Source organism: Trichormus sp. NMC-1 (genome assembly GCF_001858025.1).
GTDB lineage: Bacteria > Cyanobacteriota > Cyanobacteriia > Cyanobacteriales > Nostocaceae > Anabaena.
This window is the reverse complement of record NZ_LZQD01000005.1, coordinates 346896-364837: the sequence shown is the minus strand read 5'-3', so window position 1 is coordinate 364837 and position 17942 is coordinate 346896. Positions and strand designations below refer to the sequence as shown.

Annotated in this window: 14 protein-coding genes; 6 read left to right on the top strand and 8 right to left on the bottom strand. The window is 39.5% G+C overall.

Annotated features, from left to right (window positions below):
* Positions 1–263: 263 nt before the first annotated feature.
* Positions 264–1298, bottom strand: coding sequence for a DUF389 domain-containing protein (locus A9Y75_RS17895; protein ID WP_071190877.1), 1035 nt, complete (start codon positions 1296–1298; stop codon positions 264–266).
* A gap of 332 nt (positions 1299–1630) precedes the next feature.
* The gene (locus A9Y75_RS28640; protein WP_177176225.1) at positions 1631–1786 is read right to left on the bottom strand and encodes a hypothetical protein; all 156 of its coding nucleotides are present in this window, start codon (positions 1784–1786) and stop codon (positions 1631–1633) included.
* 125 nt (positions 1787–1911) lie between these two features.
* Here A9Y75_RS28640 and A9Y75_RS17890 point away from each other — a divergent pair, with 125 nt between their 5' ends.
* The 4 genes from A9Y75_RS17890 to dprA all read left to right on the top strand — a co-directional run bounded on the left by A9Y75_RS17890 (position 1912) and on the right by dprA (position 5890).
* Positions 1912–2730, top strand: a complete 819-nt coding sequence (locus tag A9Y75_RS17890) for an SAM-dependent chlorinase/fluorinase (RefSeq protein WP_083389658.1) — start codon at positions 1912–1914, stop codon at positions 2728–2730.
* Positions 2731–3285: 555 nt separating this feature from the next.
* Positions 3286–3945 (top strand): Uma2 family endonuclease, encoded by a 660-nt coding sequence (locus A9Y75_RS17885; RefSeq protein WP_071190875.1) that lies wholly within the window; start codon positions 3286–3288, stop codon positions 3943–3945.
* 73 nt (positions 3946–4018) lie between these two features.
* Positions 4019–4675, top strand: a complete 657-nt coding sequence (locus A9Y75_RS17880; RefSeq protein ID WP_071190874.1) for a DUF2301 domain-containing membrane protein — start codon at positions 4019–4021, stop codon at positions 4673–4675.
* 102 nt (positions 4676–4777) lie between these two features.
* Positions 4778–5890, top strand: coding sequence for a DNA-processing protein DprA (gene dprA, locus A9Y75_RS17875; RefSeq protein ID WP_071190961.1), 1113 nt, complete (start codon positions 4778–4780; stop codon positions 5888–5890).
* A gap of 45 nt (positions 5891–5935) precedes the next feature.
* Here dprA and A9Y75_RS17870 read toward each other — a convergent pair whose 3' ends face one another.
* The 6 genes from A9Y75_RS17870 to A9Y75_RS17850 all read right to left on the bottom strand — a co-directional run bounded on the left by A9Y75_RS17870 (position 5936) and on the right by A9Y75_RS17850 (position 14807).
* Entirely contained in the window at positions 5936–7519 is a 1584-nt protein-coding gene (locus tag A9Y75_RS17870; RefSeq protein WP_236721451.1) for a serine hydrolase, read from the bottom strand.
* Between the two features lie 171 nt (positions 7520–7690).
* Positions 7691–8515: an RNA methyltransferase gene (locus A9Y75_RS17865; protein WP_236721450.1), complete on the bottom strand. Its 825-nt coding sequence runs from the start codon at positions 8513–8515 to the stop codon at positions 7691–7693.
* 40 nt (positions 8516–8555) lie between these two features.
* Positions 8556–12908, bottom strand: coding sequence for a response regulator (locus tag A9Y75_RS17860; RefSeq protein ID WP_071190873.1), 4353 nt, complete (start codon positions 12906–12908; stop codon positions 8556–8558).
* Between the two features lie 52 nt (positions 12909–12960).
* Positions 12961–13107 (bottom strand): hypothetical protein, encoded by a 147-nt coding sequence (locus A9Y75_RS28635; protein WP_177176224.1) that lies wholly within the window; start codon positions 13105–13107, stop codon positions 12961–12963.
* A gap of 160 nt (positions 13108–13267) precedes the next feature.
* The gene (locus A9Y75_RS17855; RefSeq protein WP_071190872.1) at positions 13268–14335 is read right to left on the bottom strand and encodes an EAL domain-containing protein; all 1068 of its coding nucleotides are present in this window, start codon (positions 14333–14335) and stop codon (positions 13268–13270) included.
* Between the two features lie 91 nt (positions 14336–14426).
* Positions 14427–14807 (bottom strand): response regulator, encoded by a 381-nt coding sequence (locus A9Y75_RS17850; protein WP_071190871.1) that lies wholly within the window; start codon positions 14805–14807, stop codon positions 14427–14429.
* Between the two features lie 255 nt (positions 14808–15062).
* Here A9Y75_RS17850 and A9Y75_RS17840 point away from each other — a divergent pair, with 255 nt between their 5' ends.
* Positions 15063–16568: a response regulator gene (locus tag A9Y75_RS17840; RefSeq protein WP_071190869.1), complete on the top strand. Its 1506-nt coding sequence runs from the start codon at positions 15063–15065 to the stop codon at positions 16566–16568.
* Positions 16569–16593: 25 nt separating this feature from the next.
* On the top strand, positions 16594–17757 hold the full coding sequence (locus A9Y75_RS17835) for a hybrid sensor histidine kinase/response regulator (protein WP_071190868.1): 1164 nt from the start codon (positions 16594–16596) through the stop codon (positions 17755–17757).
* Positions 17758–17942: the final 185 nt, after the last annotated feature.

The following is a 17942-nucleotide window of genomic DNA, read 5'->3' as shown; positions in this document are numbered from 1 at the left end:
AACGGGGAACAGAGAAAAGGTTTTGGGCAACTTTACTTTTCGTTACATAGTTCGGTTTTTTTCCGTTCACCTGACTTGAAAATAAGACCCCACCCCTAACCCCTCATCGCTTGCGGGGAGGGGAATAAGAAGTTTTCCATGTGTCCTGGTGTACGCAGTTCATGATGGCTACTTATCAATGAAAATAGAGAAATTATCAAACCGCTAACCAGTTGAGTTGGGGTAACAGTCTCCAACTGTCTTCAATTTTTAATTTTTAATTTTTAATTTTTTCCTTGTCCATTATAGTTTTTTTTAGGAGAATCTGATATTTCTCGCCTGATTTCTTTCACCTCACTTACTTCAAAAATTAGTGTGAATGCTTGACCCATTTCTTTTTCGAGAAACGCTTCTAAAAGACTTACTTGCTTTGATGTTACAGGTGACTGGGCGCGAACACTCAGGCGAACTTGGGGCGGATTATTCAGCCAATTAGTATCCGTTTTCAGTAGTTCTAAACGTTGAAAAGTTATGGTTCGGTTGAGTAGAGCTTTTTGCAGATTGTTTTCAAGTTGTGCTTGTCTAATTAGTTGGGTAAAGCCCACCGTTAAAGGTATCAGTAAAATACCCGTCAATGCCAATGCCCATAGGAGTGCTTTTTGGGCGCGATGCAAAGGAGAATAGCCAGTGAATAAGAATGTCAGCATACAAGCAAGGCTAATACCCAAAAGGTTCGTTAGGTAGAGCAACGTTGCTCCTAAACTAAGCGACCAGTCAGATTTTGCTAGACCTAAGCCAATGACGCAGATTGGCGGCATCAGCGCCACAGCTATTGCTGTTCCTGCCAGACTAGCAGAGATTTTTGTATTTACCTTAGCGTAGCCACTGATACCACCTGCGGCAACAGCAATACCCAAATCGAGCAGGTTAGGTTTGGAGCGAGATAACACTTCACTACCAAAACTAGGTAGATTAACTAGGGCTGCTATACTGTAAGAAATTAAAAGTGCTAATAATGTGCCTAATAATACTGCTATTACGCCTTGACGAAATAGGTTGATATTTCCGATCAATGCACCGAAGGCTAAACCTCGAATTGGTAACATCAGGGGTGCAATAATCATCGCTCCAATAATTACAGCAGTGCTGTTGGTGAGTAACCCAAATGTAGCGATCGCACATGAACCAATAATCAACACCAAATATGTTGCGTCGGGTGTAGACTCTTCCAACAACTCATAGACCAACTGTTTTAGTTGTGATGGTTCAACCTTTTTGCGCTTGAACTCACTAAAACGATTCCGAATATTGTTTATCAAAGCCCGCTCCCCAAATCAAATAATTCAATTCTAAATTAAGGATTTTAAACAAAAGGTTCAGCAAAAATATCTATCTCTAGATAAAATAATTCGTAACTCGTAATTCGTAATAAGTAGGTGGGCGTTAAAAATTGTCGTTGGGGCAAGGGAACAGACAACTTTTTCAGCAAACCCTAATTAAGTTTTATAACAAAGATTTAGACCCCTGATAGAAGCTCTTTACTTACTTACGTTGTTTTTTTTGCACCGAATCTACTCAAAAAAAAGCTCAACAAAAAACCCGCTCGCGCAGGTTTACACACAACACAACTATGAACTTTGAAAACTTAATATTAGCGATAAGAAGCCATCTCTGCTTCCAACTGACGAACTAGTTTTTCGTCGGACTTGGCTCTAGCTACTTCCAATCGATGTTCTAGACTTTTTTGAATGTTCTGTCTGTGAGCTTCTTCGGCTTTTTGAACTGCTTCTAGTCTATTGCTACTCATAGCCATAACTCCTTTATGTTTATTTTTATGTCATGCAATTATAACATAACATATATTTTGTAGCTGTTGTTACAGAAAATTATATGGAAACATATACTAATAGTCAAGCCTTGTTTCATCAGCAAATGAGCCAATCAAAAATCCTGACTTTATTGAGCGATTTTGGCAATAACGATGTGTATGTTGGGGTAATGAAGGGTGTTATTGCTCAAATTAATCCAGATTTGCAGTTAGTAGACTTGACGCACCAAATTCCTCCCCAAAACGTCGCCGCAGCAAGGTTTTGCTTGATGAATGCTTATCCCTATTTCACCATTGGTACAGTACATTTAGCAGTGGTAGATCCGGGGGTGGGTAGTCAAAGGAGAGCGATACCTTCGGTCGGCGCAGCCATCGCTGTAAAATTAGCTCAAGGTTTTCTAGTCGGTCCCGATAACGGCATTTTTAGTGGTATAACCAGCAAAAATCAAGTTATTACAGCAGTAGAGCTTACAAATCTTAACTTTTGGCGCACATCTCAACCTAGCAGCACATTTCATGGTAGAGATATCTTTGCACCAGCAGCAGCGCATCTAGCAAGTGGTGTATCTTTGCAAGAATTAGGAAAGGAAATCAATCCTGAAACTTTGGTAAAATTAGATATTGGCGAATGCTACGAGACAACAACAGGTGTAGCAGGTTGTATTCAATATATAGATTATTTTGGCAACTTAGTCAGCAATATTCCCGGAAGTTATGTACAAGGGAAAACCTGGAGTGTAAATGTAGCAGATTTAACAATACCGGGATGTGAAACCTACAGTGATGTACAAGTTGGGGAAGCCTTAGCTTTAGTTGGTAGTCACGGTTGGGTAGAAATTGCGATCAATAGTGGTAATGCACATACGCAATTGCAGATTAACTGGCAAGATACCCTACAAGTCTTGTTTTTGCAGTCTTGCTAATTTATACTTAAAGGGAAGTTTCGCGCAGAGTCGCAGAGGAGCAAAGACGCAAAGAAAGACATTAACCTGTATTTTGATATAAATACATAAAAATTACTGTAAACAATAAAACTAGAATGAAATACAAATTATCCGCAACCTTTATTTTCGCACCTTTGATGGCGTTAGCCACCACTCAAAACAAGTTAAACAATGTAATACCATTTCTTTGTGAGCCTGCGCCAAATTTTTTGATCTTTTTTGTCTGAATCAGGATATCCAAGATTTCAGGATTTACAGGATGTTTAATTGTGGTGATGTTGATGAGTTTTGGGGAATTTTTGATATTGATTGTTTTTTATGACTTTGTGAGTTTTCAATCTGACCCTATATGCCGACACAGATTCCCATTATAATTTAATGATAAACTAAACTAGAAAAAATTGTCAAGGGGTTTCTTATGAATATTCAGACAAAATCCCATCCTGAAAATCCTAAAATCCTAGACATCCTGATTCAGACAATTAATGACAATTAAAATGTTAAAATACACAAATAACGACTTGGTATCATATCATGATGATTACTCAAGAATTAGCACCTGAACAAAACATCTCTGAAGATATAATTTTTCCTCCCAGTGATTTATATAGTGATGAACCTTCCGTGGAAACAGAACTACATCTACGACAAATAATCTTACTGTTAAAATGTTTAGAATGGTTATGGAAAGATAGATATGATTTCTATGCAGCGGGAAATCTGACTATTTACTATAGTCCAAACCAGAAAAAATCAGAATTTTTCCGTGGTCCTGATTTTTTTGTAGTCTTAGGAACAGAACGCAACACCCGTAAAAGTTGGGTAGTGTGGAACGAAGATGGTAAATATCCTCATGTAATTTTAGAAATTCTCTCACCTACAACAGCGAAGACTGATAGAGAATATAAAAAACAACTTTATCAAGATACTTTTCGGACACCGGATTATTTTTGGTTTGACCCTTATACATTAGAATTTGCAGGTTTTCATTTATTAGATGGCAAATATCAACCACTAGAAGCAAATGAGAAAGGGCATTTATGGAGTGAACAATTAGGTTTATATTTGGGAATTCATGACGGATTATTACGCTATTTCACACCAGCAGGAAAGTTAGTACCTACACCTGAAGAAACCGCAGAAACTTTAGCAGCAAAATTGCGGGAATTAAATATTGACCCAGATACAATTTAGATCCCATTAAAAATGGAGGTTGGGTTAAGCGACAGTACATCAATGTTAAAAATAAAAAAGAGGATGATTGAATATGACTACACAAACATTATCTGCACCGGAAGTCTATCAAGGACAGTTTGGGGATTTTACAATTACGAAGAGCGATCGCACAGGTGTGATAATTTATCGCACAGGATTAATGATAGCAGCCCTATGTTTTGCCATTGGTAGCGGTTTAGTCCTCTTTTATCCCCAACCTGCTGCAATTCAAGCTATTACCCCTCTCTACACCTGTTTTAGTCTTGCACTTGGTGTCAGTTTATTAACTATTCACATATATATGAAATTGCTGCACCAAATCTTACAGCTTTTCTGGATAATTGGTAGCATTTCCGCTTTTATTTTCGGACATTTTGATAGTCAGCCTTTTGCAATAACTATTTACAATCAACCCTTAACTATATTGGGAATTGGTTTTACCTTTGCAGCATTAACAGGTATTTTCTTCAAAGAAGGTTTTTGCTTTCATCGTTTAGAAACTAAAATCTTAACTCCCCTTGTTCCTTTACTTTTGTTAGGACATTTAACAGGAATTTTATCAACTCAAGCCGAACAGGTTTTATTAGGAATTTGGGCGATTTTATTTTTAGTCTTTGCGTTGCGGAAAACAATCCAAAATATTCCTGATGATATTGGTGATAAATCTGTATTTGATTATTTGGAAAATCAACGAGCAGCGAATGGTTAAAAAATCAGGTGCTAAAACTTGATAAAAGCTCACGCAAAGGCGCATGAGCGAAGCAAAGCACGAAGTGCGTTAGGCGCAAAGGTTTGATGTTCATAAATGTCAATTATAGAAGAAAGGACATATTGGTTAGCTTGGTCGCAAATTTCTGGAATTGGTCCTATATTACTGCAAAGATTACAACAGCATTTTGGTAATTTAGAAACAGCTTGGAAAGCTAGTCCTGGGGAATTGCGAAAAGTCGAAGGTTTTGGATTTCAAACATTAGAAAAAGTCGTCCAACAAAAATCACGTTTAAATCCAGAACAACTACTTATCCAACACCAACAAGCAAACCCTCTTTTTTGGACACCAGCAGATGCAGAATATCCCCAATTGCTGCGAGAAATTCCTAGTCCTCCTCCACTTTTATATTATCGGGGTGAAGTTGATTTACAGGAAAATTCAGGACAAAAACCCTTAGTGGGAATTGTGGGAACACGTCAACCTACAGAATATGGAATTAAATGGACTCGTCAAATTAGTACCGCTTTAGCAAAAAATGGTTTTACTGTTGTTTCGGGAATGGCCGAAGGAATAGACACCGAAAGTCATTCAGCAGCAATGAAAGCGGGAGGAAGAACAATAGCAGTTGTGGGAACAGGTGTAGATGTTATTTATCCCCAGAAAAATCGAGATTTATATAAACAGATTTTGACATCTGGAATAGTAATTAGTGAATATCCTGCAAAAACTACACCCAACCGCATCCATTTTCCCCGTCGAAATCGGATTATTGCCGGTTTATGTCGTGCGGTGTTAGTTATGGAAGCACCGATAAAATCAGGTGCATTAATTACAGCAACTTATGCGAATGAATTTTGTCGAGATGTTTACGCTTTACCGGGAAGAGTTGATGATCAACCATCACAAGGTTGTTTAAAATTAATTAGTCAAGGTGCGGGTTTAATTAATCAAGAATTGGGTGAATTATTAATCATGCTGGGAGCAATTCCCCAAATTGATGTAGATATACCAGCAGTTAAATCGACTCCTTTACCGAATTTATCACCAGAATTGCAACAGGTAATAGATACTTTAGCTATTGATGCTTTATCTTTTGATTTTATTATTCAAAAAACAGGTATGAATGCTGCTTTAGTTTCCAGTTCTTTATTACAATTAGAACTCATGGGTTTAGTATCGCAATTACCAGGAATGCGATATCAGAAACTCTAAGGGAACTGGTAATTACGAATTACGAATTACGAATTACGAATGAATTCATTGTGGTGGATAATATTGTGGAGTCATCACAGGGGCTTGATAAGTACCCATAGGCACATTATTAACCATCCCGTTAGGGACAACAGGATTCATCATTGGGGGTTGAATAAAAGGTTGAACTGGTTGAACTGGCTGAAAATTAGTGGTAGGTAGATTAGTTGTGGGAGTGCGGGGAGAGACAACACTTTGACTAAACTGTTGGTAAGCAGCAGCAGAGATGGAACTAATGAGTTTTTCTGCGCGAGGATCATTCGTCGGGCGTTGTACCATGACAGCAGCGATGTAGCGCTTACCAGAGGGAATATCAATTAAACCTGCATCTGCCAACATTGTGGCAATATCGCCTGTTTTGTGGTAAGCTTTTGAGCCTTGTCCCAAACCAGAGGGTAAGAGATGATCTCGCTCTGTGCGGCTCATAATATTTAACATCAGATCACGCGATCGCATACTCACAATATTTCCCTGATTGATCATAGAAATCAAATTCCCCAATTCTCTAGGACTGGTGGTATTTGTTCCTTGCAAATCCGGGAGTGAATTGCGAATCATTGTCGTCGCTAATCCCCAAGTCCGAAAACGTTCATTCAGTATATCCTTACCTCCCAGTCGGGAAATGAGCATATTTGTCGCTGTATTATCGCTGATAGTAATCATTTTGGTAGCGATTTCCAGCGCACTGTATTGAGTACCGACGCGGTTAGACTTTAAAGTTCCAGAACCACCTGCAATCATCTCTTGTTGCAGAGTCAGCATTTCATCCAGGCGAATTTTTCCCGCATCCACATCCTGGAAAAGAGCAATTAAAATGGGGACTTTAATCGTGCTGGCCGCAGAAAAACTCGCATTGCTATTAATATCTACATAAGCTCCTGTATCCAAATCTACCATAAACACCCCAGGAGTTAGATTTGCCTGGGCTGTGGCCAGATTCTGCACAGTGGTTTTCAAAGGAATTATTTCCTGGGATAGATATAAGCTAGGAGTTGTGACTGGAGAATTAGATTGTGTCTGAGATTGGCCATTAGCCTGAGATGGGGAAGTAGGGGCTGAAGCGATGCGATTAGCAGGATCTAAAACTGACAACAGCGTGCCGACAATCGCACCGAGTCCAACTCCGACAATCAACAACCGCAACGAATACAATATCGTTCTGGCCATAGGCTTTAACCGCGTCTTCCGCGAGGTGCGCCGGTCTATTTTCGGCTTACCTTGTTTTTGGACACGCACTGTTTTAAACTTCACAGTACCCGGTTGTGCCATCTTGCCCTTGGGAATGGGTTTCACAGCTGCCGGCATGACTACCTTAGAGGGTGGTCTTCGCCCCTCAGTCGGAACTGTAGGAGGACTGATATTATTATTTAGGCGTATTATCGCCACAGATTCGCCTTTATTGGTAGCCTGTTGCTGGTTCTTGACTGGTTTTGGTACTGCCTTTTGAACTGGGCGTGGACGGCGACGACGCTCTCTAGGTTGCCGTCGTGAGACAGCTATTAGTTTGTCACTTGATTCTGACACAGCTACTCCTTGTGACCCACTCGACTTGGTTTTTTGTAAACGTTCGACCCAAAATTGACTATTCATGCACCTTGATACTCAGATCACTGGTTGGAACTAAGTAGCTTTTTTTTGTTTAGTGTAAGTCATATTAATCCTTTTGGGTAATGATTGCGTAGATATTAAGCTATTAATTATAGCCGTGGACAGGGTGGTTAGGACATCAATTGATAATGAAACTCCCACTACAAGAGGGTTTTACTCCTGACTCCTGAACGGCAGTTGCTTTATGCCGGGGAACCCGTCCACCGCACTGCCTCCTCCTGACTCCTGACTCCTGCTATACAAGTTTTCTTGTTGAATGCGATTGTGGATTGCCCATTCTACTTGTCGCAAAATCCCGCGCAGCATAGCGACTTCAGCAGTTTTTATGTGAGCGCGATTATATAAATAACGAAATTTTTCCATTCGACTAGCGGCCGTATGGGGATAAAGATAACCTATGGATAATAGTAGGGATTCTAATTCTTGGTAGTAAGGTTCGACGACATCCAAGGGGGCGATTTCTGTAGGAGGTAGCTTTTGAGTGACAACGACTTCTGCTAATTGAGACAATTCGTAACAACAAATAGCCACAGCGGTAGCCAAATTTAGGGATGGATAATTGGGACTGGTGGGGATGAAAATTAACTTTTGGGCATAATTTAATTCCTCATTGCTTAATCCTCGGTCTTCTCTGCCAAAAATTAAAGCTACAGGCTGTTCTGGTTCTGTTAATAACCAAGGTAAGGCAGTGCGGGGGCTTTCTAGGGGGATTTCTCCACTGTAATCACGACCCATAGTAGCGATCGCGCGGACGCATCCCTGCAATGCTTGTGGTAATGTCTCTACTATAACCGCAGATTCTAAAATCTCCTGAGCATGAACTGCCATCTTTAAGGCATCATCATCATAGCGATCGCATTGTGGATTCACCAATACTAAATTACATAAGCCAAAATTTTTCATAACTCTGGCAATGGAGCCTAAATTTAAGGGGCCTGCTGGCTCTACTAACACAATTCTGATTCCAGCCCCACCCATACTTTGCCTCCATTGACAGTACCACCGATCATCCTTGGTACTATTTTAGCTGTCCTGACAAATACTCAACACATAGCTGCACAATTTTCTCAAAGTGAAAGTCCTGGACTAAATCTGCTAAAGCCTTAGCTAGATTTGCGTGAACATCGGGAATTTGAGCTATCAATTCAACAGTCTGACGTTTGCTACATTTACTCGCAGCCCTCTGTAGCTGCACAATCCATTCATCAGACATGATCTGTAAAGACGAAGGAGAAAGGGTAAATAATGAAGAATCTGGATTTTTTTCGCCTAGATTTTCCGTTTTTTCGGCGTAAATATAACGAACTCCCAAATGTTCAGCCAGCTTATTGAATAGGAATTCTTCTTGAAAAGGCTTGTGAATAAAATCATCGCAACCTATAGATAAAATGGCAGTTCGCTGTTCTTCAAAAGCGCTGGCAGTCAAAGCAATGATTTTGCAATGATTCTGCACAGACTCTGAATTTTGCCTCTGTGCAGCCCGAATCCGCCGAGTTGCTTCATAACCATCCATCACAGGCATCTGCATATCCATAAATATCAGATGAGGTTGGTAACGCTCCCACAATTCGACTCCCTCCAAACCATTAGCCGCTTCATACACCTCAAACCCCAGGGGAGTAAGCAACTCTACTAAAAGTTTTTGACTCTCCCATTGGTTTTCCACCACAAGTAAACGGTAAACCGGTTGATTAGGAGCTAAGTGCATCACACGACGGTTTGGCAGTTGGGTGCGAACAGTTACTTTTTCAGCACAATCAACCTTAACAGTAAAGCGAAATATACTCCCCTGACTGACTACACTCTCAACCGTAATCTCACCGTTCATCAGCTTGACAAACTTTTGGCTAATAGCTAATCCTAATCCTGTTCCTTCATGGGATTGAGCAATTCTGGTTTGCACAAACGGAGTAAATAGCCGCTTGATATCCTCTGGTGCAATGCCTGCTCCGGTATCTTCGACCTCAAAAAGCAAGATAGCAGAAACCTGATCTACCCTACCCCCGGCTCTAATTCGTAGTGTCACTAACCCTTGTTGGGTAAATTTAATGGCATTCCCCAACAAGTTTAGTAAAATTTGGCGGAGTTTAACTTCATCGGTGGTGATGTATTGGGGAACATCGGCAGCACGATCAAAAATGAGCGTCAATTTATTGGCTGTAGATTTCAGCCGTAATAAATCTTCCAGACTATTCAGCAAGTAATATAAATCAAAACTGGTGGGATTGAGTGTAATTCTACCTGCTTCAATCTTAGACATTTCCAGCACATCATTAATCAGTTCTAGCAGGTGTTGTCCACTGCGGTTGATAATTTCCAGATACCCCTGATTTTTTTGCTCAAGGGAGACATCACGGCTCATAACTTGAGAAAAGCCCAAGATAGCATTTAGTGGAGTCCGCAGTTCATGACTCATGTTAGAAAGAAATTCACTTTTCGCCCGATTAGCTGATTCTGCTGCATCTCTGGCTTTTTCTAGTTCTACTGACTGTTGTTGAATCTGAGTAAATAATTCGGCTTGATAGAGGGCGATTCCTAACTGGTTACTAATATTAACAACAAGATTAATTTCGTGTTGTTTCCATTGACGGGGACTAGCATTTTGATAAACTGCCAACAATCCCCATAATTTGCCTGACTGAAAAATTGGTACAGCGATATAGGCTCTGGCTTGGAATTTCTGCAAAAGTTGCAGATAACAATCTTCAAATCCAGCTTTATATATGTCTTCTACAACTCGATAATTTGTGCCTTGATTATAACGACCACCTTTGGTTTCTTGGAGATAAGTATCTTCTAATAAATTATTGTTATAGGTATGATGATTTTGGGCTGTTCTAGGGAATTTTCTTCTATCGAAATTTCTGACAGTACATCGCTCATTTAAAGTCACATTTTCCGCCAAGTTGGGATAATTATTTTGTTCTTGCCACAGAGCAATCCATCCACAACCTACCGATTCAGCCACAAATTCTCCACTCCAGTCTGGATGGAAACGGTAAATGGCAACGCGATCGCACTTTAATAATTGTCTTAATTCTTGTGTTGTGGCGCGGAATATTTGTTCAATATCTAAAGTCCGCCGCATCCGTTCAACTACTCGCAATGTTGCCCGTTGCTGTTCTATATTTTTCTTTAAAGCATCCTCAAACAATTGCCTTTCTAGCTCTGCTCCTGCCCTGGCTGCAAAAATTTCTAAAATAAGTTCTTCGGTGTGGGTTTTCACCATTGGCTTGGTATCCAAAACCTTTAAATGTCCCAGAATATTTCCCGTTGAATCATGCAGTGGGATCGCCCAATAGCTTTCTACTTCTAACTTACCAAGATGTTCATGGTCAGGAAACAAAGACTGAATACTATGGGGATAGTAGACTATTGATTTTGATAATATTTGTTGACAGGGAGTTCCGGCCAAATCATACTCAAAGTCTTCTCCAAAGTCTTCTCCTTGCCAGAATGCTAATGTACAAGCCCTAGTTTTTGCTGAATCTACAAATCGGGTCACAAAAGCATAGCGCACTTGTAAAACTTCTGCTAGGTAACGAACCAATGAATGAAAGAATTCACTACCCGTTTTTGAGGCTGTACCTGCAAAAATTAACTGTAAGGCAGTTTCCTGACGTTTGCGTTCGGTGATATCTTCGGAAATACCTAATAAATACTGTGGAGTGCCATTTGCATCTAAAATCGGGATTTTTTTAGTATGTAGGATTCTCACTCCCTTATCTTTGGTTTGAATAGTTTCTTCTATTATTTCTAATAAGGTTCGGTTGGCTAAAACTTCTCGATCTCTAGTAGTAAAAAAATCTGCCTCTTGGGGAGTAAAAAAGTCAGCATCTTTTTTGCCAATTAACTCTTCTCTTGTATATCCAAGTAACTCCGAGCCGGCTTTGTTCAAGCGGACAAACTTGAGATCTTTGGCATCTTTCACAAAGATCATATCGGGAATATTTTCAATGATTGAATCTAGGAATGCTTGAGTTTGTCTGATTTCTTCTTCTTGTCGTTTGCGTTCGGCTTCCAGTCGCGCCTTTTCACTAATATCTGTATGGCAACAGATAAATCTAATTGGCTTGTTATTATTATCCCACAGTGCCTGACCACGCTCTAAAATCCATTTGTAGCTGCCATCTTTGCAAAGCATCCGATACTCTTGAATGAGGAAAGGAACTTCCCTATTCATGTGAGTATAATTTGCATGAATTACAAATTCTAAGTCATCTGGATGAATGCGTTTGAGCCATTCCTTAATATTATTGGCAATTTCCTGCTCTTCATAGCCGAGTATTTCCTTCCAGCGAGCAGAGTAAAAGATTTCCGATGTCTGTAAATTAAAATCATAAATTCCATCCTTACTAGCTTGAATTGCTAATTGCCAACGTTCCTCACTTTTTTTTAATTCCTCTTCTGCCTGTAGGCGTTTTATCTCTGTTTGATTAGCACTAATAAACTTGCCAATACTTTGAGACATTAATTCAATGATTTCTCTTTCATGGCTGGCAAATTGCTCAAGTCTGACATCAGTGGAAAAAAAGCAAAGCGTACCATAAATCTTGCCATCAACCCAAATGGGAGTGCCAATGTAAGACTCTAGTTTCAAACTTTGGTAAAGTGGATGGCAACGCATCTCCTCTATTTGCCCAACATTGTGGAAAGTAACAGTTTCATTGCGCTCAACTACCTGACTACAATAAGCATCTGCAAGTTCAATTTTTAATCCGGGAACTAAGGAATCAATGTTAGATTTGACAGCCAGAAATGAATAAGTTTGATTATAAATCTGACCAACTGCCCCTGCTGAAAATCGGAGGATTTGACAACCTGTAGCTAAATAGTCTATAAAAAGTTCTTCAACATTATGAAAATCGGTCATATTGATCCGATGTAACTGCTTTAAACTAGAACTAAAATCAGCTAGTGCCTGAGTTTTTTTCAGCAACTCTTCATTTTGAGCAACTAATTGATTTTGTAAATATCTAATTCGCAGTTGATTTTCAACTCTAGCTATGACTTCCTCGGTTTGAAAGGGTTTGCTAATGTAATCAGCACCACCCACTGTGAAGGATTTTACTTTATCTAAAGGTTCATCTAAAGCACTGATAAAAATAATAGGTATATCACGGCTATATTCATTTTCTTTCAACTTTTGGCAAAGTTCATAGCCATTCATATTGGACATCATAATATCCAACAAAATCAGATCTGGTAATTTGGCCTGAACTGACCTGAGTGCCATCTCCGCATCGGGTGCAGATCGCACTTTATAACCATTATTAGAAAGTACTTTAGATAATAAAATTAAATTTATGGGATTATCATCAACTACTAAGATATTTGCTAAAAATTGCGAGTTTTTCTGGCTCATACTCATTTTTATTCTGGATAAAGAAGATTTTATGTTTCTTCATTTTGCTTGACTAGGTTTAATTTAAGAATTCAGGAGTTATAGCAGGTGACAGGTGACAGGTGACAGGTGACAGGTGACAGGGGGCAGAGGGCAGGAGAATGGGATTATCATCAACTACTAAGATATTTGCTAAAAATTGCGAGTTTTTCTGGCTCATACTCATTTTTATTCTGGATAAAGAAGATTTTATGTTTCTTCATTTTGCTTGACTAGGTTTAATTTAAGAATTCAGGAGTTATAGCAGGTGACAGGTGGCAGGTGACAGGTGACAGGTGACAGGGGGCAGAGGGCAGGATTACGAATTACGAATTACGAATTACGAATTAGATGTTAACTGCTAATCTAAAGAGCAAATCTGTGGCTGCATGATTTTCTAGAGGTTGGGCAAAGAAATATCCTTGTCCCTTAGTACAACCAAGCAACTGAAGTTTTAAAATTTGTTCGACTTTTTCCACTCCCTCGGCAATCACTTCAATTCCTAAGTCATGGGCTAGGTTGATAATCGCCCGAACTACGTGCTTTCCGCTTGCTAAATCCAGTTTTTGGACAAAAGAACGATCAATTTTTAAGACATCTAGTGGCAGTTCGTAAAGTCGGCTCAGGGAAGAATAGCCAGTGCCAAAATCATCGATATAGATCCGCACTCCTAGCTTTCGCAAATTTTCTAGTGTTTGCTTGGCAGTGACTGCATTCTCTACCATAGCAGTCTCAGTAATCTCTAATACTAAATTTTGAGACTGCAAACCTGTTTCTTGTAAAATCTGCTTGATTTGTGCAACTAGATTAGGAACTGCTAACTGTTGACTAGAAATATTGACGCTGACAGTCAGAGAATTAAAATAAAGAGGAAACTGCTGTTGCCAATTACGGAGTTGACGGCAAGCTTCTTGCAAAACCCATGCGTCAATTTCGATAATCAAGCCGCTGCTTTCTGCTAAAGGTATAAATTGGTCAGGAAACATCAGTCCCAAAGTTGGGTGTTGCCAGCGGATTAAGGCTTCAAAACCTAAAATTTCGCCATTTTTCATGGATACAATTGGCTGATAACAAAGCTTAAACTCGTTGTGAACTATAGCTAATTTCATATCTCGCTCTAATCGCAGTTGAGCTAGTTCTTCCGCAGATAGGAATGTGGTTTGAGTTTCTGGTTGTCGCTCAATTGCATTCGTCAATTTCATGAGCCGTTCGGCATTGTTAGCAGCAATCTCCACCAGTCGCTGTTCCTGTTGGGAGAGAGTACCCAATTTACCACAGCTTAAAAGCTCCAGTGCCACCTGGATTACAGTCAAAGGGGTACGCAACTCATGACTGATATCCAAGAACATTTCATCGTTCAAGTCTGGCGTATTAATTTCAATAGCTTGGAACTTTAATAGCTGATTAGTAGTCATATTGGATACTTTGTCAAGACAAAGTAGTAGGCTGATAGTTAAGAAGAATAGGGAGCAATTATGGAAAATATGTGGAGTAGCAACGCCAACTTCATTTTTTCCAACCTAGCGCCACTAACAACTGTTCAGCTAATTGAGCAGGTTTAAAGGGTTTGGCAATCATGGCTTTGACAGCCAAATCAGCAAAGCGGCGTTGATCTGATGCTTGTACCTTGGCAGTTAGCAGAATGACGGGAATATGCTTTGTTGCTGGGTTGGACTGAAGTTTTTGAAATGTCATTAATCCATCCATGTCTGGCAGCATTACATCTAGCAAAATTGCATCTGGCTGCTCAGTCTCGGCTTTTTGCAGTCCTTCGCTGCTGGTTCGAGCTAAAATTACCTCTAATCCTGCCATGATTTCTAGGCTAATTTTAGCCACTTCCCGAATATCATCTTCATCATCTATCACCAAAACTTTTTTTGTTTTCATGGGCTTTTATGAGTTTTGTCGTCAACTAAAGTACAAAATTCAACTATATGGCAGTAAGTTAGTAGTTGTGGATAGATTTTATCCCATTAGTAAAATTTACGTTCTTGCTGATAAATTGCACTACTACCGCAGGACGGAAATAAACCACCCATTCCCAATTGCTGAAAAGTTCATGCTGTATTCATTTTTAATTTTTTTTAATTTTTTTTAATTTTAAATTTTTAATTCCGTCTTGCGGTACTAGTATCAAAGCTTATGAGGATTCTGCTGGTAGACGATGATGAAAGCATAGTCGGAGTTTTGACAAGGCTGCTACAGGAGCAGAACTATGTTCTTGATGTAGCCAAAGATGGTGAGTCTGGTTGGGAGTTGGTAGAAAGCTTTCAGTATGATCTGGTTTTGTTGGATGTGATGCTCCCTAAACTCGATGGGATCAGTTTTTGCCGTCGTCTGAGAGATCAGAAAAATCCAGTGTTGGTGATGCTGTTGACGGCTCGTGATACCACGACTGATAAGCTGGTAGGGCTGGATAGTGGAGCAGATGATTATGTTGTTAAGCCTTTTAATGTCCAAGAACTTGCAGCCAGAATCCGTGCTTTAATCCGTCGTGGCAGTATTTCTACAAATCCGATTCTCATTTGTGGTGAGCTACATCTGGACTCGAATATGCATGAGGTAATTTATCGGGGACAGGTGCTGCAATTCAGTCGCAAAGAGTACCTCTTGGTGGAGTTGTTTCTCCGCAATCAAAAACGGGTTTACAGTTGCAGAGATATTGTTGATCATTTATGGCCGTTTGATGCTGAACCACCTAATGAATCTACGGTTAGATCTCACATTAAAAATATTCGTCGTCAGTTAAAAGCCGTTGGTGCGGTTGATTTGCTGGAAACAGTTTATGGACAAGGATATAGGATTAATCCTACTTTTATTTCGTCTAGTCATCATCAAACGGTTGTCAGTTCAGTTAAACAAGAAAGTTTAGATAACTCTGTTGCAGAAATATGGCATAGTACAAAAAACTTAACTTTTGAGCGCTTAAGTTTGATCGAAGCAGCGATTCCATCTTTGGAATTAGGCAGATTTGATGAAAATGTCTATCTACAAGTTATTCAAAATGCTCATAAGCTGGCAGGATCTCTGGGTATGTTTGGCTTTGACAAAGGGAGTACTCTAGCTCGGCAAATCGAAGTTCTATTTGAATGTGAATTTCAGATGCGATCGCACTTTACTACTATTTCCCTACAGAAATTGGCTCAGAAATTAGAGCCTTTGGTGATTACCTTACGTCAGCAACTAGAAGGAAAAATCAAAGAAGTAATTGATATCCGGACTACAGCCGATAATTCTCAACTATTTGAGCTAATCAATGCCAAAATTATGGTAGTTGATGATGATTTACAAATTTTGATCAGGCTGAGAACATTGCTGGAACCTTTGGGTGTGCAACTGACTTGTTTAGATAATCCCGATAATTTCTGGAAAACATTGAATTTGACTCGCCCAGATTTTTTGATTCTTGATGTGAATATGCCTAGTGGAACTGAAGGGTTGCATTTGTGTGAGTCTATACGTCAAAATCATGACTGGAATTGGCTGCCTATACTGTTTCTGACTGGTTGTACTGATGTAGAGACTTTGCAACAAGCTTTTATCAAAGGTGCTGATGACTACTTGACAAAGCCATTTGTTGCTCAGGAACTCTTAATCAGAATTGTCAATCGTCTCCAGCGCATCCGCACCATCAGAAATCAGATTTAGACAGATTGACTTGTAGTCGTTAATTATGAACAACTTTCACACTGATCCAGGTAAAGGTAACATTCTTATTGTTGACGATACACCAAACAATTTACATTTACTTTCCAGTATGCTGGAAGAACAGGGGTATGAGGTACGTTGCGCTAATAACGGTGCGATCGCACTCAAGGCTGTAGCGATAGAGCATCCAGATATTATCCTCTTAGACATTAATATGCCCAATATCAATGGCTATCAGGTTTGTGAGCAGTTAAAACGAGATCCCCATACTCAAGAAATTCCCGTAATTTTCCTCAGCGCCCTCAGCGAAACTATAGATAAAGTTAGAGCTTTTCGCGTCGGAGCAGTAGACTATATTACCAAACCTTTTCAAGTCGAAGAAGTACTAGCTCGAATTGAGAATCAATTAAGTTTGCGACGAATGCAAATAGAACTCCAACAAGCGAAAGCAAAAGCAGTGAAAGCTTTAGAACAGGAGCAAGAACTCAATCGTCTCAAGTCAGAGTTTGTGTCCATGATTTCCCATGATTTTCGCAATCCACTTACCAGTATTCAAGGTTTTGCCGGATTGCTTGAATGTGGTGGAGAAACTCCTGCTCCTGAGACAATCAACCGTTACATTAACAAGATTAATACTGCTGTTGATAACCTGCTTTCTTTATTAGATGAGATCCTGCTCATCGGCAGTATTGAAGTGGGGAAAATGCAGTATGTACCTGTATCAGTTAACTTGCAGGAATTTTGTCTCGAACTCATTGACACCCTAAAATATAGTCTAGGTAATCACAATCAAATATGTTTCACTTGCTGTGGAGACTCAACTCAGGCAGAAATGGATTTAACAATACTCCAACGAATACTTAATAACTTACTCTCTAATGCTATTAAATATTCTCATCCTGGAGAGCCGGTTTATCTTGATTTAGAATGTCAAAACCAAATGACTATATTCCAAGTCCGAGATCAAGGAATGGGAATTCCCTTAGAAAATCAACCATACTTGTTTGAAGCATTCTACCGCTCTAGTAATGTCGGTGATATTAAAGGCACTGGTTTAGGACTTGCAATAGTGAAAAAATGTGTGGAAGTTCATCAAGGAAAGATTGCACTGGAAAGTAAAGAACAAATAGGTACAAAGATTACTGTATCCCTACCTCGTTATCCAGGGATAGCAATTTCCGATACTTAATTTAAGAACAAAATTAAGAATTCAGGACTCAGGAGTCAGGAGTCAGGATTCAGGAGTCAGAATGCTTATGAAATGAAGAATAGAGATAGGTGAGATTTTATCAAAATCATCAAAGTTTACTAAAAAAGCCTTTATTCTCCTGAACCGCAGGTCTGCGTAGCTTCTTCTGTATTCTCTATCCTGAA

Coding starts and splice junctions, on each gene's coding strand:
- A9Y75_RS17835 (WP_071190868.1), top strand. CDS start 16,594: ATGAACAACTTTCACACTGATCCAGGTAAAGGTAACATTCTTATTGTT.
- A9Y75_RS17890 (WP_083389658.1), top strand. CDS start 1,912: ATGAGCCAATCAAAAATCCTGACTTTATTGAGCGATTTTGGCAATAAC.
- A9Y75_RS17860 (WP_071190873.1), bottom strand. CDS start 12,908: ATGAGTATGAGCCAGAAAAACTCGCAATTTTTAGCAAATATCTTAGTA.
- A9Y75_RS17840 (WP_071190869.1), top strand. CDS start 15,063: ATGAGGATTCTGCTGGTAGACGATGATGAAAGCATAGTCGGAGTTTTG.
- A9Y75_RS17865 (WP_236721450.1), bottom strand. CDS start 8,515: ATGGGTGGGGCTGGAATCAGAATTGTGTTAGTAGAGCCAGCAGGCCCC.
- A9Y75_RS17880 (WP_071190874.1), top strand. CDS start 4,019: ATGACTACACAAACATTATCTGCACCGGAAGTCTATCAAGGACAGTTT.
- A9Y75_RS28640 (WP_177176225.1), bottom strand. CDS start 1,786: ATGAGTAGCAATAGACTAGAAGCAGTTCAAAAAGCCGAAGAAGCTCAC.
- A9Y75_RS17855 (WP_071190872.1), bottom strand. CDS start 14,335: ATGACTACTAATCAGCTATTAAAGTTCCAAGCTATTGAAATTAATACG.
- A9Y75_RS28635 (WP_177176224.1), bottom strand. CDS start 13,107: ATGAGTATGAGCCAGAAAAACTCGCAATTTTTAGCAAATATCTTAGTA.
- A9Y75_RS17850 (WP_071190871.1), bottom strand. CDS start 14,807: ATGAAAACAAAAAAAGTTTTGGTGATAGATGATGAAGATGATATTCGG.
- A9Y75_RS17885 (WP_071190875.1), top strand. CDS start 3,286: ATGATGATTACTCAAGAATTAGCACCTGAACAAAACATCTCTGAAGAT.
- A9Y75_RS17870 (WP_236721451.1), bottom strand. CDS start 7,519: ATGAATAGTCAATTTTGGGTCGAACGTTTACAAAAAACCAAGTCGAGT.